The 24,462-nt window shown below is 58.8% G+C and carries 27 protein-coding genes; 15 read left to right on the forward strand and 12 right to left on the reverse strand.

Annotated features, from left to right (window positions below; all coding sequences use genetic code 11):
• From AC1DWG_RS00005 to AC1DWG_RS00040, 8 genes are all read left to right on the forward strand, one after another.
• Positions 1 to 436: NAD(P)(+) transhydrogenase (Re/Si-specific) subunit beta (locus AC1DWG_RS00005; protein ID WP_477787100.1), on the forward strand; the 436-nt coding region annotated here is incomplete at its 5' end.
• A gap of 213 nt (positions 437 to 649) precedes the next feature.
• Positions 650 to 2,143: an acetyl-CoA hydrolase/transferase family protein gene (locus tag AC1DWG_RS00010; RefSeq protein WP_477787101.1), complete on the forward strand. Its 1,494-nt coding sequence runs from the start codon at positions 650 to 652 to the stop codon at positions 2,141 to 2,143.
• Between the two features lie 319 nt (positions 2,144 to 2,462).
• A complete protein-coding gene (locus AC1DWG_RS00015; RefSeq protein ID WP_108218709.1) occupies positions 2,463 to 2,678 on the forward strand; it encodes a DUF1127 domain-containing protein in 216 nt (71 codons plus the stop codon).
• A gap of 258 nt (positions 2,679 to 2,936) precedes the next feature.
• Complete coding sequence (locus AC1DWG_RS00020) at positions 2,937 to 3,146, forward strand: DUF1127 domain-containing protein (RefSeq protein WP_477765414.1); 210 nt, start codon at positions 2,937 to 2,939, stop codon at positions 3,144 to 3,146.
• 142 nt (positions 3,147 to 3,288) lie between these two features.
• Positions 3,289 to 3,609: a DUF2388 domain-containing protein gene (locus AC1DWG_RS00025; RefSeq protein WP_477756308.1), complete on the forward strand. Its 321-nt coding sequence runs from the start codon at positions 3,289 to 3,291 to the stop codon at positions 3,607 to 3,609.
• A 107-nt stretch (positions 3,610 to 3,716) separates the two neighbouring features.
• Complete coding sequence (locus tag AC1DWG_RS00030; protein WP_477765396.1) at positions 3,717 to 4,034, forward strand: DUF2388 domain-containing protein; 318 nt, start codon at positions 3,717 to 3,719, stop codon at positions 4,032 to 4,034.
• A 27-nt stretch (positions 4,035 to 4,061) separates the two neighbouring features.
• Complete coding sequence (locus tag AC1DWG_RS00035) at positions 4,062 to 4,382, forward strand: DUF2388 domain-containing protein (protein WP_108231768.1); 321 nt, start codon at positions 4,062 to 4,064, stop codon at positions 4,380 to 4,382.
• Positions 4,379 to 6,340 (forward strand): DUF7844 domain-containing protein, encoded by a 1,962-nt coding sequence (locus AC1DWG_RS00040; protein ID WP_477765397.1) that lies wholly within the window; start codon positions 4,379 to 4,381, stop codon positions 6,338 to 6,340. Before AC1DWG_RS00035 ends, AC1DWG_RS00040 begins: the two co-directional genes overlap by 4 nt.
• Positions 6,341 to 6,493: 153 nt before the next feature.
• Here AC1DWG_RS00040 and trpA read toward each other — a convergent pair whose 3' ends face one another.
• Both trpA and trpB read right to left on the reverse strand, forming a co-directional pair.
• Positions 6,494 to 7,306, reverse strand: a complete 813-nt coding sequence (trpA, locus tag AC1DWG_RS00045) for a tryptophan synthase subunit alpha (protein WP_477787102.1) — start codon at positions 7,304 to 7,306, stop codon at positions 6,494 to 6,496.
• Complete coding sequence (gene trpB, locus AC1DWG_RS00050) at positions 7,306 to 8,526, reverse strand: tryptophan synthase subunit beta (RefSeq protein ID WP_008002146.1); 1,221 nt, start codon at positions 8,524 to 8,526, stop codon at positions 7,306 to 7,308. The genes trpA and trpB overlap by 1 nt, the downstream gene beginning before the upstream one ends.
• Before the next feature lie 124 nt (positions 8,527 to 8,650).
• Between trpB and AC1DWG_RS00055 the strand changes: the two genes are divergently transcribed.
• Positions 8,651 to 9,544: a LysR family transcriptional regulator gene (locus tag AC1DWG_RS00055; RefSeq protein ID WP_477759756.1), complete on the forward strand. Its 894-nt coding sequence runs from the start codon at positions 8,651 to 8,653 to the stop codon at positions 9,542 to 9,544.
• Here AC1DWG_RS00055 and AC1DWG_RS00060 read toward each other — a convergent pair.
• Positions 9,541 to 9,864, reverse strand: coding sequence for an ElaB/YgaM/YqjD family protein (locus AC1DWG_RS00060; RefSeq protein ID WP_150728191.1), 324 nt, complete (start codon positions 9,862 to 9,864; stop codon positions 9,541 to 9,543). The two genes, AC1DWG_RS00055 and AC1DWG_RS00060, sit on opposite strands and share 4 nt — an antisense overlap.
• 157 nt (positions 9,865 to 10,021) lie before the next feature.
• On the opposite strand from AC1DWG_RS00060, the gene AC1DWG_RS00065 reads away from it, so the two are divergent.
• Positions 10,022 to 10,237 carry a dodecin gene (locus AC1DWG_RS00065; protein WP_008002152.1) on the forward strand — a complete coding sequence of 72 codons (216 nt, stop codon included), beginning with the start codon at positions 10,022 to 10,024 and terminating at the stop codon, positions 10,235 to 10,237.
• Positions 10,238 to 10,358: 121 nt separating this feature from the next.
• Positions 10,359 to 10,580 (forward strand): DUF1161 domain-containing protein, encoded by a 222-nt coding sequence (locus AC1DWG_RS00070; protein ID WP_477765398.1) that lies wholly within the window; start codon positions 10,359 to 10,361, stop codon positions 10,578 to 10,580.
• A gap of 68 nt (positions 10,581 to 10,648) precedes the next feature.
• Here AC1DWG_RS00070 and AC1DWG_RS00075 read toward each other — a convergent pair whose 3' ends face one another.
• The gene (locus tag AC1DWG_RS00075; protein ID WP_477787103.1) at positions 10,649 to 11,650 is read right to left on the reverse strand and encodes an LLM class flavin-dependent oxidoreductase; all 1,002 of its coding nucleotides are present in this window, start codon (positions 11,648 to 11,650) and stop codon (positions 10,649 to 10,651) included.
• Between the two features lie 392 nt (positions 11,651 to 12,042).
• Between AC1DWG_RS00075 and AC1DWG_RS00080 the strand changes: the two genes are divergently transcribed.
• Complete coding sequence (locus AC1DWG_RS00080) at positions 12,043 to 12,276, forward strand: DUF1161 domain-containing protein (RefSeq protein ID WP_477754111.1); 234 nt, start codon at positions 12,043 to 12,045, stop codon at positions 12,274 to 12,276.
• A gap of 4 nt (positions 12,277 to 12,280) precedes the next feature.
• On the opposite strand, the gene AC1DWG_RS00085 is transcribed toward AC1DWG_RS00080, so the two are convergent.
• The gene (locus AC1DWG_RS00085; protein ID WP_477754112.1) at positions 12,281 to 12,703 is read right to left on the reverse strand and encodes a PA0061/PA0062 family lipoprotein; all 423 of its coding nucleotides are present in this window, start codon (positions 12,701 to 12,703) and stop codon (positions 12,281 to 12,283) included.
• Positions 12,704 to 12,744: 41 nt separating this feature from the next.
• Entirely contained in the window at positions 12,745 to 13,167 is a 423-nt protein-coding gene (locus AC1DWG_RS00090) for a PA0061/PA0062 family lipoprotein (protein WP_477765400.1), read from the reverse strand.
• A gap of 59 nt (positions 13,168 to 13,226) precedes the next feature.
• Here AC1DWG_RS00090 and AC1DWG_RS00095 point away from each other — a divergent pair, with 59 nt between their 5' ends.
• The gene (locus AC1DWG_RS00095; protein WP_477787104.1) at positions 13,227 to 14,324 is read left to right on the forward strand and encodes an aminopeptidase; all 1,098 of its coding nucleotides are present in this window, start codon (positions 13,227 to 13,229) and stop codon (positions 14,322 to 14,324) included.
• Here the strand turns inward: AC1DWG_RS00095 and AC1DWG_RS00100 are convergent.
• The 4 genes from AC1DWG_RS00100 to AC1DWG_RS00115 all read right to left on the reverse strand — a co-directional run bounded on the left by AC1DWG_RS00100 (position 14,306) and on the right by AC1DWG_RS00115 (position 18,375).
• The gene (locus AC1DWG_RS00100) at positions 14,306 to 15,535 is read right to left on the reverse strand and encodes a nucleoside recognition domain-containing protein (RefSeq protein ID WP_223443495.1); all 1,230 of its coding nucleotides are present in this window, start codon (positions 15,533 to 15,535) and stop codon (positions 14,306 to 14,308) included. The genes AC1DWG_RS00095 and AC1DWG_RS00100 overlap by 19 nt on opposite strands.
• A gap of 195 nt (positions 15,536 to 15,730) precedes the next feature.
• A complete protein-coding gene (gene gltP / locus AC1DWG_RS00105; RefSeq protein WP_477765402.1) occupies positions 15,731 to 17,062 on the reverse strand; it encodes a glutamate/aspartate:proton symporter GltP in 1,332 nt (443 codons plus the stop codon).
• Positions 17,063 to 17,854: 792 nt separating this feature from the next.
• Positions 17,855 to 18,019 (reverse strand): DUF1328 domain-containing protein, encoded by a 165-nt coding sequence (locus AC1DWG_RS00110; protein WP_003177151.1) that lies wholly within the window; start codon positions 18,017 to 18,019, stop codon positions 17,855 to 17,857.
• Between the two features lie 68 nt (positions 18,020 to 18,087).
• Complete coding sequence (locus AC1DWG_RS00115) at positions 18,088 to 18,375, reverse strand: hypothetical protein (RefSeq protein ID WP_477765403.1); 288 nt, start codon at positions 18,373 to 18,375, stop codon at positions 18,088 to 18,090.
• A 437-nt stretch (positions 18,376 to 18,812) separates the two neighbouring features.
• On the opposite strand from AC1DWG_RS00115, the gene algB reads away from it, so the two are divergent.
• Positions 18,813 to 20,159, forward strand: a complete 1,347-nt coding sequence (algB, locus tag AC1DWG_RS00120; RefSeq protein WP_477787105.1) for a sigma-54-dependent response regulator transcription factor AlgB — start codon at positions 18,813 to 18,815, stop codon at positions 20,157 to 20,159.
• A 10-nt stretch (positions 20,160 to 20,169) separates the two neighbouring features.
• Positions 20,170 to 21,960 (forward strand): ATP-binding protein, encoded by a 1,791-nt coding sequence (locus AC1DWG_RS00125; RefSeq protein ID WP_477787106.1) that lies wholly within the window; start codon positions 20,170 to 20,172, stop codon positions 21,958 to 21,960.
• Positions 21,961 to 21,967: 7 nt separating this feature from the next.
• Here the strand turns inward: AC1DWG_RS00125 and AC1DWG_RS00130 are convergent, their stop codons facing one another.
• Positions 21,968 to 23,587 (reverse strand): EAL domain-containing protein, encoded by a 1,620-nt coding sequence (locus AC1DWG_RS00130; protein WP_477754120.1) that lies wholly within the window; start codon positions 23,585 to 23,587, stop codon positions 21,968 to 21,970.
• A gap of 77 nt (positions 23,588 to 23,664) precedes the next feature.
• Positions 23,665 to 24,444, reverse strand: a complete 780-nt coding sequence (locus AC1DWG_RS00135; protein ID WP_477787107.1) for an N-acetylmuramoyl-L-alanine amidase — start codon at positions 24,442 to 24,444, stop codon at positions 23,665 to 23,667.
• Positions 24,445 to 24,462: the final 18 nt, after the last annotated feature.

Consider the following 24,462-nt stretch of genomic DNA (forward strand, 5'->3'; position numbering starts at 1 on the left):
AGCGCGGGCACAGCATGCGCTGAAGGAACTGACCGAGAAGCTGACCCATCGCGGCGTGACCGTGAAGTATGCGATCCACCCGGTTGCCGGTCGTATGCCCGGCCACATGAACGTGTTGCTGGCCGAGGCCGAAGTGCCTTACGACCAGGTGTTCGAGATGGACGACATCAACTCCGAGTTCGGCCAGGCCGACGTGGTGCTGGTGCTCGGTGCCAACGACGTGGTCAACCCGGCCGCGAAGAACGATCCGAAATCGCCGATTGCCGGCATGCCGATCCTCGAGGCGTTCAAGGCCAAGACCATCATCGTCAACAAGCGCTCGATGGCCAGCGGCTATGCCGGCCTGGATAACGAGCTGTTCTACCTGGATAAAACCATGATGGTGTTCGGCGACGCGAAAAAGGTCATCGAAGACATGGTCAAGGCCGTCGACTAACCTTCTGCGGCACACAGAACGCCCCGACTCGTCGGGGCGTTTTTGTTTGCGCAAATCGTCGGACAAACTATTCTTTTGTTACCGATCCGGTAACGGTGTTTTGCTTGAAAGGCCCGGAATAGACGCCTCGATTGCGACCTTGGTAGCGGGACAGAAGCTGGCGCAATTCACTAGACTGCACGTCCTGCTACCTGTTGCCCGAGATAACAATCCATGTACCGTGACCGTATTCGCCTGCCTTCGTTGTTGGACAAAGTGATGAGCGCTGCCGACGCTGCCGCTCTGATTGAGGACGGCATGACCGTCGGCATGAGTGGCTTTACTCGCGCCGGCGAAGCCAAGGCCGTCCCCCAGGCGCTGGCCGAGCGCGCCAAGGTCACGCCGCTGAAGATCAGCCTGATGACCGGCGCGAGCCTGGGCAACGACCTCGACAAGCAGTTGACCGAAGCTGGCGTGCTATCGCGACGCATGCCGTTTCAGGTCGACAGCACCCTGCGTAAGGCGATCAATGCCGGCGAGGTCATGTTCATCGACCAGCACTTGTCGGAAACCGTGGAGCAATTGCGCAACCAGCAATTGAAACTGCCGGACATTGCCGTGATTGAAGCCGTGGCGATCACCGAGCAAGGGCATATCGTGCCAACCACCTCGGTCGGCAACTCGGCCAGCTTCGCGATTTTCGCCAAGCACGTGATTGTCGAGATCAACATGGCGCACAACCCCAACCTCGAAGGCCTGCACGACATCTATATCCCGACCTATCGTCCGACCCGCACCCCGATTCCATTGGTCAAAGTCGACGACCGCATCGGCAGCACTGCCATCCCGATTCCAGCGGAAAAAATCGTTGCCATCGTGGTCACCAACCAGGCTGACTCGCCCTCCACTGTGCTGGCGCCGGACGCCGAGACCCAAGCCATTGCCGACCACCTGATCGACTTCTTCAAACAGGAAGTGGCAGCCGGACGCATGACCAACAAGCTCGGCCCGCTACAAGCCGGTATCGGCACCATCGCCAACTCGGTGATGTGTGGCCTGATCGACTCGCAGTTCGAAGACCTGACGATGTATTCCGAGGTGCTGCAGGATTCGACCTTCGACCTGATCGATGCGGGCAAGCTGAGTTTTGCTTCGGGCAGTTCGATCACCCTGTCGAGCCGGCGCAATGCCGACGTGTTCGGCAATCTGGAGCGCTACAAGGACAAACTGGTCCTGCGTCCGCAGGAGATCTCCAACCACCCTGAAGTCGTGCGCCGCCTCGGCATCATCGGCATCAACACCGCCCTGGAGTTCGACATATATGGCAACGTCAACTCCACCCATGTCTGCGGTACACGGATGATGAACGGCATCGGTGGCTCGGGCGACTTCGCGCGCAACGCGCACCTGTCCGTGTTCGTGACCAAGTCGATCGCCAAGGGTGGTGCGATCTCCAGCGTGGTGCCGATGGTGAGCCACGTTGACCATACCGAACATGACGTCGACATCCTCGTGACCGAAGTCGGTCTGGCAGACCTGCGAGGCCTGGCACCGCGGGAGCGTGCCCGGGTCATCATCGACAAGTGCGTGCACCCGGATTACCGCCAGGCGCTGAATGATTACTTCACCGCCGCATGCGCCATCGGCGGGCACACCCCGCACATTCTGCGTGACGCCTTGAGCTGGCACATAAACCTGGAAGAAACCGGGCAAATGCTGAAGAAGTAATTGGTACAGATAGCAGCTGGCGCAAACACAGTTTCGTCAGCTTGCTCTTGCCTCTTCGCAATATGAAAAAAACTGTACTGCTGTACCGGTCATTTCCTAGGGAAAATTCCTACCCCATCGGACAAAAACAGCAATTTCGCACCTTAATAGTGCGGACAGGTACAGTTGCCTCTATTTCGACCAGTACACCCCCTATAAACAGTTAACTGAGCCCTCACAATACAGATGAACTGTATCTACAGGGACTAGGCAAACGAGAGGATCATGGGCACCAGTTAAACCACTACCTAATCCCGCCATAAGCGGAAGGATGACCACCATGGAACGTACACTCAGTTCCGATCTGTTCTTTCAAGACACTGCTGCAAAAACCCAGGCTTCCCTGCCTCTGCGCGTTATCGCCAACCTGATGCTGTGGCAGCGCCGCATCACCAGCCGCCATCAACTGGCTCGCCTGGACTCGCGTCTGCTGGCTGACGCCGGGATTAGCGAAGCACAACGCTACGAAGAGCTGAGCAAGCCGTTCTGGCGCTAAGTTAGCGTCGCTGGCTCTGACCTGAAGGTCCACCGCCAGCAACCCGAATTGAAAAAACAAGACCCGTCGTGGGAAACCACGACGGGTTTTGTCGTTTTGGCCTGTCAAATCCGGTCTGACAGTAGGGAATCTTCAACACCAGTACAGTTTGCAAAAAGCACTAACTGAATGAGTACAATATTGCCGTAGTGTGTCTGTAATGGATATTCGGCGGGTGTCAGCATGAAGCTCTCCACTTATCAGGACAGGGACCGCGCCATGAATTCTTTACGGGATGTTTCCAAGCCCGAAATTCAATCGAGACCTTGCCTGAACTGGGTCAGAGATCTGTTAACAGGACTGTTCGCTAGTCTCGAAAGGGCGAGAACACGACGTTTACTGGCTCAACTCGATGATTGTCAGATATCAGATCTTGGTATCAGCCACGCCGACCGCATCAATGAATTGGATAAACCGTTCTGGCGCTGACTTCCTGTTTGCATGACGGGCTGTTCGAACTGACACACTCAGGCCTAATATCAAACCAGAACGTGGCGAGCGCCAAGCGCCTGGCGTCTGACTTTGCAGACACTGCGCCATTTTTCAATTGGTTTACACAAAGGAGTTACCCATGTCCCGTCTCCGTCTGCTCAGCGCTGCAGCCCTGTTTGCCGTAGCTGCCAGTGCCCAAGCCAGCAGCTTCATCGTGACCACGGATGCTGTCGTCAATGCACTCAAAGCCACGTCCGATGCGACTACCGATGTCGTCTCGTCTTCGTTCAAGGATGACAAGATCGTCCTCGCGGCCCGTGACGACGCTGCCAGCTTCGTCGCCAGTGAAGGTTCCATCCGCGGCGTGAAACTGGAAAGCGCCATCGACCACATTCACCGCCAGGCGCCACAGCTGAACGCAACCGACGCCCAACTGGCGCAAGCGATCCTGACGATCTAAACGACTGCACAGACATGGGGCACGCCCGGCGCGCCCCAATGTTTCGACGCTGGCTCTAGATCGGGCCTTGCGCTAGCCTTGGGACTCATTTTCACCTGTCGAGTCTCATGCGTTTTCCTTCAAGTCTCTTGATCGCTCCAGTCTTTCTTACCCTTGGTTACTGCGGATCGGCCCACGCTTATGACGCCTTCAATCTGTCCACCCAAGGCATCGTCGCCAGCGGTTACGCCACAAGTTTGGTGACCAGCGCCCCCTTCGACCATAAACTGCTGCTCGCCGCCCAGGATGACGCTGCGGCATTCATTGCCAGTGATGGCCAACTGAGAGGCGCACGACTGGAGTCGGTCCTGCGGTATCTGCGCCGATCCCAGGCAAAACTTCATGCCAGCGACCTTGAACTGGCACAAGCAATTCTCGTCCAATAGTTATCCCTGTTTTTCTGGAGTCGTTCCATGCGTAACCCGCTGATTGCTGCCACCTTAGGCCTGCTGCTGTTGGCCGATGTGTCCCAGGCACATACTCTGGTTGCCACCAGTAACATGCTGATCCGCGCCACCCAGCGCACCCTCGATTTCACCTCCGACACCACCACGTCCATTCGCGATTCGAAAATCGTGCGCGAAGCCCAGGACGACGCCGCCAGTTTCGTTGCCAGCAATGGCGACATTCGTGGCGCTCACCTGGAATCCGCCTTCGATTTGCTGCGCACCCGCGTGCCGGAAGCCCGTGACGCCAGTGACCAGGACCTCGCCGAAGCCATCCTCGCACTGTGAAGCGTCCATGCGCCTGGCTGCTGGCCGGGGCCCTGTTGCTGCTCGGCAACACGGCCCACGCAGGCCTTCAGTTACAGCTCAAGACCGAAGGCCTGACGCCCGCGCAACAGCAAGCCAGCCAGGCGTTGCTCGATGAAGCCATGCAGGCGCTGCCGCCACGCTTTATCGAGCAACTCGATCGACGCATCGACGTCGGCTGGACCGATGACATGCCACGCAACGCCTACGGTCAGGCATCACTGGTGTCCGAGCTCGATCTGAACCGCAACCTGCTGGCCGGCCTCACCGATGGCAGCGCCGCGACGAGGAAAACCCATCGCCCCCATGGCACCGTGCGCCGGGAAATGCTGGCCACGGTGTTGCACGAGCTGACTCACATCTACGATCGCTCACGCCTGTGGCCGGATGCCGAGCGCAAGCTGATTCAACGCTGCACCCAGCGCAACAACAGCTCAGGGTTGGTTGGCATTCCCGACCAATGCCGGGGCCAGTCGGATCGGCGTTTTACCCTCAGTGATGATCCACGCCTGCTCGATCTCGCCGGTTGGCAGCAATACGTAGGCCGTCGCGGTGAACGCGAACAGCACAACCGCCAGATTGCCCGCAGCCCGGACATCTACGAGACCAGCAGTCCAAAGGAATTCGTCGCGGTCAACATGGAGTATTTCCTCCTCGACCCGAGCTACGCCTGCCGCCGACCCGCACTGTACCGCTACTACAAGGAACATTTCGGTTGGGCGCCCGCTACCAAAAACACCTGCAATAAAACCTTCGCTTTCCTCAATGCCGGCAACGACTTCGCCAGGACACCTTTGGGCCAGGTCGATCCGGAGCGGGTGTATGCCATTGACTATCTGTTGGCCGAAGCTAACCAGAACCTGTTCAGCCGCTGGGGCCACAGCATGTTACGCCTGGTGATCTGCGCGCCGGGCCGACCACGCGGACCGGATTGTCGACTGGACCTGGACCAGCATCTGGTGCTGTCGTACCGCGCCTTCGTCGGCGACGTACAGCTGTCGAGCTGGGATGGCCTGGTCGGTAAATACCCGTCGCGGCTGTTTATCCTGCCGCTGTCCCAGGTCATTGACGAATACACCAAGACCGAACTGCGCAGCCTGGCCTCCGTACCCCTGAACCTGTCGCGCAACGAGATTGAAGACGTGGTGGGACGTGCCGCCGAGATGCACTGGAGCTATGACGGCAACTACTTCTTCCTGTCGAACAACTGCGCGGTGGAAGAGCTGAAATTACTGCGTGGCGGTACCAATAACCCGCAATTGGTGGGACTCGACAACATCATGCCCAATGGTTTGCTGGAAGTGCTGAAAGGCCGCGGGCTGGCGGACACCAGCGTGCTGGACGACCCGCGGGAAGCCTTGCGCCTGGGTTATCGTTTCGACTCCTTCCGCGAGCGCTATCAGGCCATGTTCGAGATCCTGAAAAAGCACTTGCCGATCAAACAGGAAACCGTCGAAGACTGGCTCGAATTGAAAGCCGCGGAGCGTCGGCAATGGTTCGAGCAGGCCGATTTGCGCACCAGCGCGGCGTTGCTGCTATTGGAACAGGCCAGTTTCCGTCAGCAATTGCTGCTGGCCCAGGATGAAGTGAAGCAGCGTTATCTGGGCGCCCGAGAGCTGAAGAATGGCGGCATGGACAAGGCCAACGAGACGCTGAAGGACATTCTCGCCAACAGTGGTTTCCTCAGCCGGCCGGCGGAGCTGCTGGGCACTAACGGTTATGGCTTGCCGCAACCAAGCGAGTGGGAGCATCTGGAAGCGGAAAGCAGCCAGCGCCAGAAGCAGCTCCTGGCCCTGTCCGGGGATCTGGACAAGGAAGTGAGGGCATTGCTTGAGCCGAGCCGTGCCGCCGAGATGGCCGCCAACGAGGCCAACGTGAAGCAGATTGGTGAGCACCTGCGCAAACTGCACAAGGCGTCGGGCGGGATAGAGCTGCCTTGAGACCGCAACCTTGTGGGTGCTTGCTCCCAAAAGGTTTACAGCGGTTAGCCACACACAGCAAAAAGGGCTTCAGAACACAGTCCTGAAGCCCTCGGTCTTGCTGTTTAGTCTGTGCCGCGAGGCTCTAATTCCTCTGTATCAGGAACTTTGCCTTCAGCTGACGCGGGCTTTACGCACGCCATCGGCCAACGCAGAGCACAGGCTCAGCACGCCATCCACGGCTTGTTCCGAGGAGGTGGCATTGGCGATGTGATCGATCAACGCTGAACCCACCACAACACCGTCGGCCAGACGCGCGATGGACGCCGCCTGTTCCGGAGTCCGGATACCGAAACCGATGCTGATCGGCAAGTCGGTATGGCGACGCAGACGGGCGACCGCTTCCTCGACGTGTTCCAGCGTGGCGGCACCGGCGCCGGTCACACCGGCCACCGAGACGTAGTAGACGAAGCCGGAGCTACCGTTAAGAACGGTCGGCAGGCGCACATCGTCGGTGGTTGGCGTGGTCAGGCGGATAAAATCCAGGCCCGCGGCCTGCGCCGGGTCGCACAGCTCACTGTTATGTTCAGGCGGCAGATCGACCACGATCAGGCCATCAACCCCGGCCTCTTTGGCTTCGGCAATGAAGCGCGGTACGCCGTACATGTGGATCGGGTTGAAGTACCCCATCAGCACCAGCGGCGTTTCGTTGTTGTCCTGGCGGAACTCGCGAACCATTTGCAGGGTTTTCGCCAGATTCTGTTTGGCACCCAACGCACGGATGTTGGCGAGCTGGATGGCCGGGCCGTCAGCCATCGGGTCGGTGAAGGGCATGCCCAGCTCGATCACGTCGGCACCAGCCGCTGGCAAGCCCTTGAGGATTGCCAGAGAGGTGTCGTAGCTCGGGTCGCCAGCGGTCACGAAGGTCACCAGGGCGGCGCGGTTCTGTTCCTTGAGTTCGGCAAAACGCGTTTGCAGGCGGCTCATCAGTGTTTCTCCTGCTTTGATTGTTCCATGTGGTGCATCACGGTCTGCATGTCTTTGTCGCCACGGCCGGACAGGTTGACCACCATCAGGTGATCTTTTGGCAAGGTCGGTGCGCGCTTGAATACTTCAGCCAGGGCATGGGCGCTTTCCAGGGCAGGGATGATCCCTTCCAGGCGGCAGCACTGGTGGAATGCAGCGAGGGCTTCGTCGTCGGTCACCGAGGTGTACTGAACGCGGCCAATGTCATGCAACCAGGCGTGTTCCGGGCCGATGCCCGGGTAGTCCAGGCCAGCGGAGATCGAGTGGGCATCGATGATCTGGCCATCATCGTCCTGCAGCAGGAAGGTGCGGTTGCCGTGCAACACACCGGGTACGCCGCCGTTCAGGCTGGCTGCGTGCTTGCCGGTCTCGATGCCGTAACCGGCAGCTTCAACGCCGATGATCTCGACGCTCTTGTCGTCGAGGAACGGGTGGAACAGGCCCATGGCGTTGGAACCACCGCCAATGCACGCCACCAGGCTATCTGGCAGACGGCCTTCCTGGGCTTGCAGTTGCTCACGGGTTTCCTTGCCGATCACGGCCTGGAAGTCGCGGACCATCGCCGGGTAAGGGTGCGGACCGGCCACGGTGCCGATCAGGTAGAAGGTGCTGTCGACGTTGGTCACCCAGTCACGCAGGGCTTCGTTCATCGCATCTTTCAGCGTGCCGGTGCCGGCCACCACCGGGATCACTTCGGCACCCAAAAGCTTCATGCGAAACACGTTGGCCTGCTGACGTTCGATGTCAGTGGTGCCCATGTAGATCACGCAATCCAGACCGAAGCGCGCGGCGACGGTGGCAGTGGCCACACCATGCATGCCGGCGCCGGTCTCAGCGATGATGCGCTTCTTGCCCATACGCCGCGCCAGCAGGATCTGGCCGATGCAGTTGTTGATCTTGTGCGCGCCGGTGTGGTTCAGCTCTTCGCGCTTGAGGTAGATCTTCGCGCCGCCACAGAACTCGGTCAGACGCTCGGCGAAGTACAGTGGGCTTGGACGCCCGACGTAGTCGCGCTGGAAGTAGGCCAGTTCCTCCTTGAATGCAGGGTCTTCCTTGGCCAGCTCATATTCACGGGCCAGGTCGAGGATCAACGGCATCAGGGTTTCGGCAACGTAGCGGCCGCCGAACGCGCCAAACAGGCCGTTGGCATCAGGGCCGTTGCGCAGATTAGTCTGGGTCATTTGGCGCTCCAGTTGAATGCGTGAAGTGATGCATAAAGAGATAGTGGGCTTCACTCTACCCCTGACGCCCCGGCCTGAAAACCGATAAGATCGCCACAACCTGTCAGGAAAACTCACAGATCCCATGAGCCATGACCTTCCTCCGCTGAACGCGCTTCGCGCCTTCGAAGCCACTGCCCGCTTGAACAGCGTCAGTCAGGCGGCCGAGCAGTTGCACGTCACCCATGGGGCCGTCAGCCGGCAACTCAAGGTGCTTGAAGAACACCTCGGCGTTAGCCTGTTCATCAAGGACGGACGCGGCCTGAAACTCACAGATGCCGGGTTACGCCTGCGTGACGCCAGCAGCGAAGCCTTCGAGCGCCTGCGCAGCGTTTGCGCTGAACTCACACAAAGCACAGCCGATGCGCCATTCGTGCTCGGTTGCTCGGGAAGCCTGCTGGCGCGCTGGTTTATCCCGCGACTGGGGCGGCTCAATGCCGACCTGCCGGACTTGCGCCTGCACCTGTCGGCCGGAGAAGGCGATCTGGATCCGCGAAGACCGGGGCTGGATGCTTTGCTGGTATTTGCCGAGCCACCCTGGCCGGCGGACATGCAGGTTTTTGAGCTGGCCAGCGAACGTATCGGTCCGGTGATGAGCCCTCGGTTCGTCGGCTATGAACGGCTCAAGCAAGCGCCGGAAACCGCACTGCTGAACGAACCCTTGCTGCACACCACTTCACGCCCGCAAGCCTGGCCGAACTGGGCGCAACCACGGGGCCTCGACGCCAGGGCGCTGAAGTACGGCCAGGGATTTGAACATTTGTATTACTTGCTGGAGGCCGCCGTCGCGGGTCTGGGCGTGGCGATTGCCCCCGAACCTTTGGTGACGGAGGACTTGAAGGCCGGCCGCCTGGTTGCACCTTGGGGCTTCAGTGAAACCCCGGCGCAACTGGCGTTGTGGCTACCCAAGCGCGCCGCGGACGGGCGCGCCCGGCAACTGGCGCAGTGGCTCAAGAACGAGCTGCGTCGAGCGGATTAATCACGCTTGCACAACAGATAAGCGGCCAGCAGGCCCAATGCGCCCACGGCGACACCGGCTGTTGTCCAGGGGTGTTCCTGGGCGTAGTCCCGGGTGGCAATCCCGGTTTCGCGGGTTTTGACCTTGACCTCCTCATAAGCATCGGCAAGCAGATGGCGCGAGTGCTTCAAGGCATTTTCGGCGTTGCTTTTCAGGGTATTGAGGGTTTTACGCGACTCGTCCGAGGCGTCGCCCTTCAGGCTTTCCAAAGACTTGAGCAGACTCTCGATCTCGGCTTCCATGCTTTGCAATGAGGCTTTGCGTAACGAGGTGTTGGCCATGGTGGCTCTCCTGCAATGGTGATGAGTGGCGTGTGTTGGTTGGGACTTCATGGGCTCAAGAAAGTGCAGAAAATATGAACTTCACACTCAGAACGGCCAACAGAAGAAATAGGAAAAATCACTGCTAGGCTGTAATTCACACGCCGAGGAGAACGCCATGTCTGACCATCACACCTACAAGAAAGTCGAGCTGGTTGGCTCGTCCACCAGCAGTATCGAAGATGCGATCAACAACGCGCTGGCCGAAGCCAGCAAAAGCATCAAGTACATGGAATGGTTTGAAGTGACCGAGACCCGCGGGCACATCAGGGACGGCAAGGCTGCGCACTTTCAGGTGACCTTGAAAGTCGGGTTCCGGATTGCCAGCAGCTGACTTTGGGCTAGTCTTCTGAACTTGCACGCCGGCCGAATGCCATAGGGAATGGCAAAGCACTACATGAGTGCGTCCGGCTGACGGCTGGTTACCCCTATGATCCGACCAGGGAATGCAACCGATGAAGAAGTTTATGTTGGCGGTAGGTTTGTTGAGCCTTGCGGGGAGCGCATTGGCGGGCGGCAAGTCATGCGAAGAGTTGAAAGCCGAAATCGCAGCGAAACTTGATACCAAGGGCGTTTCCGGATATTCGCTGGAGATTGTCGATAAAGGTGCCGCTGCCGGCGGGAAAGTGGTCGGTAAATGCGAGGCAGGCGCCAAAGTGATCGTCTATAAAAAGTAGACCGATTCCCACTTGAATGAAAAAGCCGACGCCAGGGCGTCGGCTTTTTCATGCTTGCTGTTTGAGTATCAGCCTCGCATGACCTGCGCCAACAACTCGTAGGAATGTACGCGATCCGCATGTTCGTACAGGTCACAGGTGAAAATCAGCTCGTCAGCCTGAGTCTGTTCGATCAAAACCTCGAGTTTGGCGCGAATTTTCTGCGGGCTGCCGATCATGGCCAGGCCAAGGAAATCGTGCACAGCCTCTTTTTCATGGGGCAGCCACAGGCCGTCCATGGTCTTCACCGGCGGACGCTGTACCAGGCTTTGGCCACGCATCAGGGCGAGAATCCGCTGGAACACCGAAGTCGCCAGGTAATCGGCCTGCTCGTCGGTATCGGCTGCCACCAATGGCACACCGAGCATCACGTAGGGTTTGGCCAAAACGGCTGACGGTTTGAAGTGATTGCGGTAGACCCGAATCGCTTCATGCATGTAGCGCGGTGCGAAATGCGATGCGAAGGCGTAGGGCAAACCACGCTCACCGGCCAGTTGTGCACTGAACAGGCTCGACCCCAACAACCAGACTGGCACATTGGTCCCGGTGCCCGGCATGGCGATGATGCGTTGGTCCGGTGTACGTGGCCCGAGGTAGCGCACCAGTTCCGCCACATCTTCCGGGAAATCGTCGGCGCTGCCGGAGCGTTCGCGGCGCAGCGCACGTGCGGTCATCTGGTCGGAACCGGGCGCGCGACCCAGGCCCAGATCGACCCGGCCCGGATAAAGGCTTTCCAGGGTGCCGAACTGCTCGGCGATCACCAACGGTGCGTGGTTGGGCAACATCACCCCACCCGAACCGACTCGAATGGTCGACGTACCACCGGCCAGATAACCGAGCAGTACCGAAGTCGCGGAACTGGCGATGCCGTCCATGTTGTGGTGCTCAGCCACCCAGAAGCGGTTGTAACCGAATTTCTCGACGTGCTGCGCCAAGTCCAGCGAATTGCGCAGCGACTGGGCCGCGCTGCCGTTCTCGCGCACCGGCACCAGATCGAGGGTCGAGAACTTGATATCGGACAGTCGTTTCATAAACCTGCTTCTCCAATTGAGGGCGCAGGTTTGTTCTTGCGAACGCAAACCTGCCGAATCCAAAAGCGTGTTCATGCAATGTGGGCATATACCCGAGTTTCAATAGCCCGGTAAAAAATCCATCGAAAAAAGCGGATTGATCGGACAGGTCTGCCCGGTGTCCAACGTGCGGAATGCGAAGATCAGATTGGAGGCAACATTGGTCGGCTAGATTTTCGTTGAGAACAAGAGATCGCTGCCTTGAGCAACCTGCCGGGATCATTCGGCAAAAAGTGCTCACGTCTGCGATCTTTTTTGCGTCGCGACAGATTTGCCCGCTAAAACTGTGGTCGAATAAACGACAGCAGCGAAAACCCACGACTGTGCGTGCTGCCTCAAAGGAGCTTCAAACCATGAAACGTTTTGCCTTGGCGGTTATCTGTTGCGCACTGGCCGCTTCGGCCCTCGCAGCGCCGAAACCCTGCGAAGAACTCAAGGCCGAGATCGAAGCCAAGATCCAGGCCAGTGGCGTCACCGCCTACACGCTTGAAATCGTCACCAACGACGAGGTCCACGACCAGAACATGGTCGTTGGCTCGTGCGAAAACGGTACCAAGAAAATCATCTACCAGAAGAACAACCGCTGACCACTCACATCAGGCAGTAAGACTCTCGATCTTCTGCAACGATCTCCCGCTTGGCGTTGTATAGCCTGGCTTCAGGGATGAAGGCAATCGAGCGGCCTTCAAGCACATAACGTTGGCCGGCTTCGAAATGATCGAAGTTGATGGTCAAGTAACATATGCGTTCAGAAGGGCCGCCCATCATGTTCAAGCCCCCGCCACCAGGTACTTCGAAGTCGAAGCGGACGATCAGTTCATGGCTGCCGGGCATAACCTCAAAATAACGCCCGTCGGCCAAGCGCTGTTTATCCAGACGCTCGGCCATCAGCAATTTATCGTTAGGGAAGGGCGTGGAAAAATCGACCCAGGCCATCTTTGGATTAGCCGTCGGCATCGGGCTCTGACAGCCAGCGACAATGCTGGCAACCAGCAACAGCATCAACCTGTACATGATGAATGTCCCAAGGGGTTATGCATTCAGCATAACGCCGATCAGGAGTGTTGGCAGCCCGCAGGCGTGCCTTGGCCAATCACTTTTCGCTGTTGATCGTAGAGTTTCGCCCAAGGCCGAAAGCCGATGTTCCCCGCCTGTAACCGATAACGCTCGCCCGCGTTGAAGTCGTTGAATTTCACGTTCAACTGGCAATCGCGCCACAACGGTTCGGCATCAGGGCCGATGTTGGTAGGCTGGACCGAGAATTGGTAGCGGACCGTCAACTCATGGCTACCGGGCTGGACCTGGAAATAGCGTTTATCGTCGGTGGCCTTGTCATCGACCTCCAGCGCTTGCAGCTTCGTATCTTCTTGCTTCGACTCCAGGTCGATCCAGGCTTGCGCAGGATCAGGGCGGGGTAGTCCGAAAAAAGCACAGCCGGCCAGCATCAGCAGGCCTCCTGTCAGCATCAACATGCGCATAGCGGAGCTCCAGTCAGGCGGGATAGTCTTGTGGAAAGACTCTCCAAGGAAGAATTATTGTGATCAGGCCGCTTCCTAGCCTTGGGTTACTTGATCGCGTTTTTCGCGTTTTGTTTCCGGGTGTGTTGTTTTTGTTGCTCAACGGTTGCACCAGCGCCAGCTATTACAGCCAACTGGCCAGCGGCCAACTGCAGTTGCTGCGGGCCAGGGAGCCGGTTTCCAGCGTGATTGCCGACCCGGCGCGCGATCAAAAGCTGCGTACACACCTGGAGCAATCGCAAAAGGCCCGAACGTTCGCCAGCCAGCAATTGCACCTGCCGGATAACCCGAGTTACCGCTTGTACGCGGACATTGGGCGTCCCTTCGTCGTCTGGAATGTCTTCGCCACGCCGGAATTTTCCCTAAAACCCGTAAACCACTGCTTCCCCATCGCCGGTTGCGTGGCTTATCGCGGTTACTACAGCCAGAGTGCAGCCCGCGGCGAAGCAGCTATGCAACGCTTGCAGGGCATGGACGTGTCGATTGGTGGTGTCGAAGCCTATTCGACACTCGGCTGGTTCAACGACCCGATCATCAGTTCGATGATGGGCTGGGGGGATGAGCGACTGGCCACGCTGATCTTTCACGAGCTGGCCCATCAGCGTTTCTATGTGAAGGACGACACGGAGTTCAACGAATCCTTCGCCACCTTCGTCGAGCAGGAAGGTACTCGCCAATGGCGCGCCTACCGCCTCCTGCCACCGGATAACAATGCGCAGGCGCGTCAGCGCAACCAGTTCACTGCGTTGGTGCTCAAGACCCGCACCCGACTGGAAAAACTCTACACCTTGCCGTTGCCAACCGAACAAATGCGCCAGCAAAAGGCTGCCGAGTTCGAGCGCTTGCGCAGCGAATACCGGCAATTGCGCGACAATCAGTGGGCCGCAGACAAACGCTACGATACCTGGATCTATGCCCCCATGAATAATGCCCGGCTATTGCCATTTGGTTTGTACGACCAATGGGTTCCGGCATTTGCCACGCTGTTCCATCAGGAGGATGGCGACTGGCTCAAGTTTTACGCTGCCGTGGAAAAGCTCGGCGCCTTGCCGGCGGACGAGCGTAAGGCCGCGCTGAAAGCATTGGCTGGCGAGGCCGATCAACCAAAGAACCAGTAGCAAACCCCGATCGCGCCCAGCACCCCGGCAAGCTCCGCTAGCAATGCACAACCGACTGCATGTCGTGCGCGCTGGATGCCCACGGCGCCGAAGTACACCGCCAGCACATAGAACGTCGTTTCGGTGCTGCCCTGGACCGTCGCCGCCACCAGCGCCGGGAAGCTGTCGACGCCCGAGGTCTTCATGGTTTCGATCAGCATCGCCCGGGCGGCGCTACCCGAGAAGGGTTTGACCATCGCCGTCGGCAGCGCATCGACGAATCGCGTGTCCCAACCGGCCCATTCCACCAGATGGCGAATGCCATCCAGACCGAAGTCCAGCGCCCCGGACGCACGCAGTACGCCCACTGCGCAGAGCATCGCCACCAGATAGGGCAGCAAGTTCTTGGCGACGTCGAAACCCTCTTTGGCTCCTTCAACGAAGGCCTCGTAGACCTTCACTTTGCGCAGCGCGCCGATCAGTAAAAACAGCATGATCAGGCCAAACAGCGTCACGTTGCCGAGGATCGACGACAGGCCGGCCAGCGCGGTCGCCGAAAGGGTCGCCAGCAACGCCATGAAACCACCGAGGGCGAGGGCGCCGGGGATCAGGTAGGCCAGCACCACCGGGTCCCAGATGCGCAGGCGCTGCATGAACGCCACCGACAGGAAGCCGACAATGGTCGAGCAACTGGTCGCCAGCAGGATCGGCAGAAACACCAGCGTCGGGTCAGGCGCGCCTTGCTGGGCGCGATACATGAAGATCGTCACCGGTAGCAGGGTCAGCGAGGAGGCGTTGAGCACCAGGAACAGGATCTGGGCGTTGCTGGCGACAGTGGCGCTGGGATTGAGTTCTTGCAGCGCCTTCATGGCCTTGAGGCCGATCGGTGTGGCGGCGTTGTCCAGGCCCAGGCCATTGGCGGCGAAGTTCAGGGTGATCAGGCCGATGGCCGGATGACCAGGCGGGACTTCAGGCATCAGGCGCAAAAACAGTGGCCCCAGAGCCTTGGCCAACCATTCGACGATCCCGGCTTTCTCGGCAATGCGTAGAAAACCCAGCCAGAGGGTGAGGGTGCCAAACAGCAGCACCATGACTTCGACCGACAGCTTGGCCATGGCAAAAATGCTTTCCACCATTGCCGCGAAAATCCCGGCATTACCGCCGATCAGCCACTGCGCCAGCGCCGATACGGCTGCCACGATGAAGAAGCCAAGCCACAGGCCATTGAGCATCAGTCAAATCCCCCAAAAGATCCGCGAATGATAGCGGGGTGGCCAGAAACGACAAACCCCGGATTTCTCCGGGGTTTGTACATACGCACCACATAACCAATGTAGGAGCCGGCTTGCCGGCGAAGGCGTCATAGCTGGCGATGCAAGGCTCGAAGCCGTCTTCGCTGGCAAGCCAGCTCCTACAGGAGATTTGTGTCAGTTGCTGGAAATTTCACCTGCCGGCAGTTTTTCCTTGCTGCGCCAGTGCGGCAGGGAGTTCCAGTAGCGCTGGCCCTTGGCGTCGTCGTACATGCCTTCCCAACGAGCGATAACCAGAACAGCCAGGGCGTTGCCGATCACGTTCAGTGCGGTACGGGCCATGTCCATGACGCGGTCGACACCGGCGATGAACGCCAGGCCTTCCAGAGGAATACCGACGCTGCCCAGGGTAGCCAGCAGCACCACGAAGGACACGCCCGGTACGCCGGCGATGCCTTTGGAGGTGACCATCAACGTCAGTACCAGCAACAGTTGCTGGCTGATCGACAGGTCGATGCCATACAGCTGGGCAATGAAGATCGCCGCGATGCTTTGGTACAGGGTCGAACCGTCGAGGTTGAACGAGTAACCGGTCGGTACCACGAAGCTGCAAATGGCTTTCGGCGCGCCGTAGGCTTCCATCTTCTCGATCACGCGCGGCAGCACGGTTTCGGAGCTGGCGGTGGAGTAGGCCAGTACCAGCTCATCCTTGAAGATGCGCATCAGCTTGATCACCGAGAAGCCGAACAGGCGAGCGATCAGGCCCAGGATCACGAAAGCGAAGAAGGCGATGGCGACGTAAACCAGGATCACCAGTTTAGCCAGCGGTATCAGCGACGCGAAGCCGAAGTTGGCCACAGTCACCGCGATCAGTGCGAACACGCCGATCGGGGCGTAGTTCATGATCATGTGAGTGACCTTGAACATGCTTTCCGATACGCCCTGGAACATCTTCACCAGCGGCTCGCGCAAGTCCGCCTGCAGGCTCGACAAACCGAGACCGAACAATACAGAGAAGAAGATGATCGGCAGCATTTCGCCGCGAACCATGGCCGCAAAAATGTTCGACGGGATCAGGTTGAGGATGGTTTCGACGAACGCGTGTTCATGCCGAACCTCGGCCGCCGTGGCCTGGTACTTGGAAATGTCCACAGTACCCAGAGTGCTCATGTCGATGCCGGCACCCGGATGGAACAGGTTGGCCAGCAGCAGACCGACCACGATGGCGATGGTGGTGACGATCTCGAAGTAAATGATGGTCTTGAAGCCGATACGCCCCAGCTTCTTGGCATCACCGACGCCGGCAATGCCGACAATCAGGGAGGAGATGACGATCGGGATTACGATCATCTTGATCAGACGGATAAAGATATCGCCTGCCGGTTGCAGGACGTTGCTGATCCACCAGGCTTTCTCGGCACTGAAATGGTTGAGCAGCGCACCGATTGCAATCCCCAATACCAGACCGATGAGGATCTGCCAGGCGAGGCTAAGCTTTGCCTTCTTCATATCTTTACCCTTACTTGTTGTTTGACTCAGGGAGATGCGCGAACTGGAACGCTTATGGCGAAAAAGTCTAGTGCATCTACCCCCGGATAAGGTGCCCCGGAACGCGTGTTTACGGCTCTCCGGCAGGCGAAAAAGGCGCAACTATTCCGATGCAAGGGAGCGCCGTCTAATGCCGTAAACGCCTACCCTATGCCGAATCGGCATGAGGTTTTTTTAGTAAAACACGCGTCCCAACCGGTTCGAATGCGACATTTCGGCAGGTATAAGTGCCGTGAACCGGTCATCACAGAGCAGATTGAATGTTTTTTGAGCGGTGGCCGAGGATTGATTTTTCAGCAAAATCCCGCAGGACGAAGCGAAAAATCGCGGCAAAAAAAAGGTGGTTTTTCTCGATATACGGTCGCTGGTGAAACACCGGGAAAAGTATTTTCCGACGTAACCAGGACAAGGACGCGATAACGGTGAGGAAACCGAGACGAGCGCTCTATTTCAATGTGTTGCGTGATCAAGCCCTTCGCAAGCCCGTCGAACCATGGCGGTCCGGCGAACTTGCGCAGTAGCTTTTCCTGACCCAGCCCTTGCGCAGGCACTCGCTGTACCCGTAGGTCACTCCACCCCTGAAACAGGCAGAACGTCCCGACCCCTTGGTCATGCGCCAGCCTTCCTCAGGTGACGCAGGTGGAAAGAGGCGCTGTGGCCTCCCTCATGTGCGTACTTCAATACCCGTTCGGATCTTTCTTCGTTTGCTCCATCGACAGGGCGGCTGCCAGTGCCTTGAACAAACCTCTCATGTCAGCCTCGACCGCGACGACCAAAGAAGAAGGAGGCAATGAACATCACCAGGAACACGACAAACAGAATCTTGGCGATACCCGTGGCGGTGCCCGCGATACCACCGAAGCCCAATACAGCGGCGATGATGGCGATGATCAGGAATGTGATTGCCCAGCTCAACATGATGATTCTCCTTACGCTCTGTTTAGAGGTGCTGCGTTTCCCGGCGCATCGGATGCGCGGAAGTTTACCTAGAACACCCAACGCTCCTGATGACGTATCTCACCCACAGGCCCGGCCTGGTCGACATCCATCATGCGCATCGGGGTGCTATCGGCCTGACCGCTGCTGACCGCGCTGAAATGGGTTTGGGTCGGATGCTGAATCGACAGACGTGGCGTTTCAGGCTGCTGGCCCTGCTCCCAGCGCTGAAACTGCTGGCCGCCGATCAGGGTGATCAACAGCGCCAGAACAGCAAACAGTCCTTGCTCGATTTGCACAGGCGAGAGGTGCAGGTGGGCGGCACGTTGACGGTTCATCCTGGAGCTCCTGCCTCTCGGGTCGGTATTCGATAGCGGGCGTTTGTTTTTGAATGCCCTGGTTAACCAGACAATTGCAGCCCGCATGCCAGCCTTGACTCGATTTAATTTCTTTTAATTTCAATATCTTATGATCATAGAAGAAATCACTTCGCACGCATCCTGCACGATGCCACTTGCGCGGTCGTGCGTATTGCATGATTCGTTTGAAGGAATGCGTAAATTTTTTGAATTGGGAGGAGGGCGCGGGTGTCAGAATTTTACGCTGGCCGCTGTCAGAAACCGGACATCTATTCAAAGACCCGCAAAATCAGGTGGCTAACCGATACATGGGATGAAATCTACCCTGCCATGACAGGAATGGCTCAGAATCAATCATGCAACTTGCCCGATTTCTCTGAGACTAAATAAAGATATTTATTAAGGAGCGTAGGAAAATGGAATCAGCCACTGAGCATCAAGGCCGCATTCTGCTGGTGGATGATGAGTCCGCCATCCTGCGTACTTTCCGTTATTGCCTCGAAGACGAAGGCTACAGCGTGGCCACCGCTACCAGCGCCGCGCAGGCAGAAGCCCTGTTGCAGCGGCAGGTCTTCGACCTGTGCTTCCTCGATTTGCGTCTGGGTGAAGACAACGGCCTCGATGTGCTGGCCCAGATGCGTATTCAGGCGCCCTGGATGCGGGTGGTGATCGTCACTGCGCACTCAGCCGTCGACACCGCAGTGGATGCGATTCAGGCCGGTGCCGCCGACTATCTGGTCAAACCGTGCAGCCCCGATCAATTGCGGCTGGCCACCGCCAAGCAACTGGAAGTGCGGCAACTGTCGGCGCGACTGGAGGCCCTGGAAGGTGAAGTGCGCAAATCCAAGGATGGCCTGGACTCCCACAGCCCGGCCATGAAAGTGGTACTCGAAACCGCCCGCCAGGTTGCCACGACCGATGCCAATATCCTGATTCTTGGTGAATCCGGTACCGGCAAGGGCGAGCTGTCCCAAGCCATTCACGGCTGGAGCAAACGCGCGAAGAAATCCTGCGTCACGATCAACTGCCCGTCGCTGAACGCTGAACTCATGGAAAGCGAACTTTTCGGCCACAGCCGTGGCGCCTTCACCGGTGCCAGCGAAAGTACCCTGGGGCGAGTCAACCAGGCGGACGGCGGCACGCTGTTTCTCGACGAGATCGGCGATTTTCCCCTGACATTGCAGCCGAAGTTGCTGCGTTTTATTCAAGACAAAGAATATGAGCGCGTCGGTGATCCGGTGACCCGTCGTGCCGATGTGCGCATCCTTGCGGCCACCAACCTCAATCTTGAGGACATGGCCCGCGACGGTCGTTTCCGTGAAGACCTGCTCTATCGCCTGAATGTCATTACCTTGCACCTGCCACCGCTACGCGAACGCCACGAAGATATTCTCAACCTGGCCGACCGTTTCCTGGCGCGCTTCGTCAAGGAGTACGCCCGTCCCGCGCGCGCCTTCAGCGACGAAGCCCGGGAAGCGCTGCTGAGCTATCGCTGGCCGGGCAACATCCGTGAGCTACGCAACGTGATCGAGCGGGCGAGCATCATCTGTCCGCAGGAGCGGGTCGAGATCAGTCATCTGGGTATGGCCGAAACTCCGGTCAACAATGCACCGCGCATCGGTGCGGCACTGAGCCTGGAGGAGCTGGAAAAGGCCCACATCGGCGCGATCCTCACCACCGCCGACACCCTGGATCAAGCGGCGAAAACCCTGGGCATCGACGCCTCGACGCTGTACCGCAAACGCAAACAGTACAACTTGTGAGCAGCAGCGGATGAAACTGGCGATGAAATTGCGGACCCGGCTGTTCCTGAGCATCTCCGCACTGATGACCATCGCGTTGCTCGGGCTCTTGCTCGGGCTGGTCAGCGTGATGCAGATGGCCGGCAGCCAGGAAGTGCCCACCCGCAACAACTTCGTCACTCTGGACCTGGGGCTCAAGCTGCGTCAGACCCTGGATGATCAACTGATCATCATGCTCAGCGAGAAACCTGAATCCGCCGCTTTCGCCGCCTCGAAACAGCATTACTTCGAACTGCTGGAGGAAGGTATCGCCCAGGAGCCAGCGCAGTCCGGAGGCGAGTACGGCTTCAGAAAAGCCAAGGCCGACTATGAGCGCTTTATCCAGGCTTATGAAACGTCCCCGGCCCCGTCGAATGTGCTCGGCAGCCACGGCGACCTGATGGAAAAATTCAACGCGCTACGCAATGGCCTGATCGCCGAGCACAAGCGCGCACTGGATAACATCAACGATACCGATCGTCAGGCCCGGGAGCAGGCGCTGCTGATTGCCGGTTTGCTTGGCCTGGTGGGGCTGGCGGTGCTGATCGTCGGCTTCGTGACCGCGCAGGCCATCGCCCGGCGCTTCGGGGAGCCCATCGAGGCTTTGGTCAAGGCGGCGGACAATATCGGCCAGGGCAATTACGATGTCACCCTGCCGATCTCTTCGGCGGTGGAGTTGAACCAGCTGTCCCGGCGTTTCGGGATCATGGCCCAAGCGCTGCGTGAGCATCAGGCCACTAACGTCGATGAACTGCTGGCCGGTCAACAGCGTTTGCAGGCCGTGCTCGACAGCATTGACGACGGACTGCTGATGATTGACCGTCAGGGTCATCTGGAACACCTTAACCCTGTGGCCCAGCGTCAGTTGGGCTGGGAATCCGATCGTCTGGGTCTAGGGTTGGGCACGGCGCTGGAGCGCCCCGAACTCGATGAGCAACTACAACTGGTGCTGCGCGGCAGCACGCTGGAGCGGGCGCCGGAAGACTTGAGCATCGAAGTCGATGGCGAGTCACGACTACTGACCTATAGCCTGACCCCGGTAAGCCATACCCAGGGACATATTCTCGGTGCCGTGATGGTGCTGCATGACGTCACGGAACAGCGTGCCTTCGAACGGGTACGCAGCGAATTTGTATTGCGCGCCTCCCATGAGTTGCGCACACCGGTCACCGGCATGCACATGGCTTTCGGATTGTTCCGCGAGCGCGCTCATTTTGCCCCGGATTCCCGGGAAGCCGATCTGCTCGATACCGTGAATGAAGAGATGCAGCGGCTGATGCAGTTGATCAATGACCTGCTGAATTTCTCCCGTTACCAGAACGGTTTGCAGAAACTCACCCTGGCGCCGTGTGCCATCGAGGCATTGCTGGAACAGGCTCAATCGCGCTTTGCCACATCGGCCGAGGAGAAAGAAATCAGTCTGCTGGTGGAAGTGCAGGGGCCTTTGCCGCGGTTACAGGCCGACCAGCCACAACTGGACCGGGTACTCGACAACTTGCTCGACAACGCCTTGCGTCACACCGGCTCCGGCGGGCGGATACGCCTGCAGGCCCGGCGCCACGGCGACCGGGTCATCATCAGTGTCGAGGACAACGGCGAAGGCATCGCCTACGGTCAACAGGGGCGGATCTTCGAGCCGTTCGTACAGGTCGGACGCAAGAAGGGCGGGGCCGGGCTCGGCCTGGCCTTGTGCAAGGAAATCGTGCAATTGCATGGCGGGCGCATGGGCGTCTACTCCCGGCCGGGGCAAGGTACTCAGTTCTACATGGCGCTGACCGTTTAGCTCACCTTCACGCCTCGTCATCCAGACGTCGGCCAGCGCCGGCCAGGCGTCGGCCCCGGGTTATCAATTCAATGAACTGCACGGAACTCAGCGCGCGGGCGAACAGCCACCCCTGGCCGAACTTCACGCCTTCACTGCTGAGGAATTCGGCCTGGGCCTCATGTTCGATGCCTTCGGCAATCACCTTCAGGTGCAGCGACTGGGCCATGTGAATGATGTGCGGGGCCACGCCGCTGCTGGCGGCGTCATGGCCCAATGCATCGATGAACGCCTTGTCGATTTTCAGGCAATCCACCGGCAGGGTTTGCAAATAGGCGAGGCTGCAATAGCCGGTGCCGAAGTCATCGATCAACACCTGGTGTCCGACATCCCGCAAGGCTTGCAGGTTTTCCCGGGCCACCACCACATCGACCAGCCCGCGCTCGGTGACCTCAAAGGCAATTTGCTGCGCAGCGACACGGTGCAGGGTCAGCAGCCGCGCCATCACCTGACCAATCCGCGGAACCATCACATCACACGCCGCGAGATTGACCGAGATGTACAGTTGCGGGTTGGCACGCAGCAACTGGCCGAGTTGCTCAAGCAGGCGTTGCAGGACGAAGTCCGTCATCTGGCGAATCTGCCCGGTGTTCTCCGCCATCGGGATGAACAGGTCGGGACTGGTCAGAGTACCGTCCGGCCTGCGCCAGCGTAGCAGCGCTTCGGCCCCGACACAGTTGCGGCTATCGAGGTCGAAGATCGGTTGATACAGCACCTGCAACTCGCCACGGCGAATCGCGCCGGTCAGTTCGGCATCCAGCGACTGCCGCTGGCGCACCAGCAGAAACACCAGGAACCCAACGCATATACCCAACGCGAGGCTCGCCGGCAGCAGCCACCACCAGACCGCCGGGATGTGCATGCCGGTACGCGGGCTGATCAACACCAATTGATACTCCGGGTTGTCGGTGGGCATGCGGTATATCAGGCGTGTCTGGGTGATCTGCAGCGCATCACGGTTTTTCGGTGGCCAGGCCTCGGCTGGTGGCCAGATCTGAGAAGCACCCAGCACCGGAATCGCCCGCGCGCCATGGTCCAGGACTACCAGCAGGCTGCTGCCCGGTGACAGGTCGACCATATCGGTCAAATGACCGCGAGAGGTCGCGACCCGGAAATTCCCGCGCCCGAGCATCAGCGCGGCGCGGTTTTCATCGGGTTCGGTGGTGGTGTTGAGCCAATAGCTGTAAGTCGGGCCTTTTATGTCTGGCGATCGACTCAGCGACAGCCCTTCCTGGCGAGGGCGATTGGAGCAGATTCGCGAGGAGTCCATGTAGGCGGCTTCGTAGACGAAGCGATAATTGAACGTAACCTGTTGCAAGGTCGCGATCATTTCAGCATCGCAGCCGCGCAACGGTTGCGCTTCAAGATCGTCAAGGCTTTCACGCAGTTGCCCGAAGAGCTGTTCCAGGCGGGCGAGGAAGCGCTCCCCCTGAGCATTCATTTCTTCGCTTTCGTTTTGCTCGACCTGGTGTATGGCGACGAACAGGCTGCCGGCCATCAATAACGTTGCGCTCAAGACAGCAGACAGCAGCCCCAAAAACCAGGGGCGATGGAACCAACTATGGAAGGTCTCTCGAGCAGCAGGCATTGTGTAATATCCGACGGATTACCAATGAGTTATAGCTGCTGATTGGAAAAATAGCCCTGACCGTCGGGCGGGCGTCATTATTTTGTCTGATTCAACACAAAAAGCAGCGCTGCAGTTTGCGCATCCGGAGTTCCATCGAAGCGCGCCGGGCGGAAATGCATCTGGAATGCCGCTATTACATGGCGTGTCGCGACGTCGAGCTCGCCGGTTTGTGGCGAGGTATAACCCAGGCGGGCCAATTGCGCCTGAAACCAGCTGATGCTCGGCAATTGTTCGGCGAACTGCATTTGCTGGCGCGCCACCGACTGTTCGTTCGGCCAGATGCCCAGGCCTTCGGCGGCCAGACGCTTCCAAGGGAACAGCGGCCCCGGGTCGAGTTTGCGCAACGGTGCAATATCGCTGTGACCAATAATGTCGCGAGGCCTTATGCCCTGACGCTTGCTGATGTCCTTTAGCAATACGATCAAGGACTGGACCTGATCTTCGGTGTAGGGGTACCACACGCGTCCGGTCGGGGTGTCCTTGAAGCCCGGGTTGACGATTTCGATACCGATGGAACTGGAATTCAGCCAGGTCCGGCCATTCCACTCGCTCTCCCCGGCGTGCCAGGCCCGCACATTTTCATCCATCAGTTTGTAGATGGTGGCGCCCTTGTCGTCGCCGATCAGGTAATGGCTGCTGACTTCACCGTGGGTCAGCAATTGCAACGAACGCTCCAGCGAGGCGTTGGTGTAATGCACCACCACGAACTGCACACGGCTGTCGTAATTGGCTGAAGGATGACTGGTGTCAAAACGGGGACCGCTGGCGCAGCCGGCCAGCAGAATCAGTGACGCGATCAGAGCAAAATATTTCATGGCGAAGGCAGTACACAT

It is taken from the genome of Pseudomonas sp. P4_B3 (assembly GCF_056402295.1).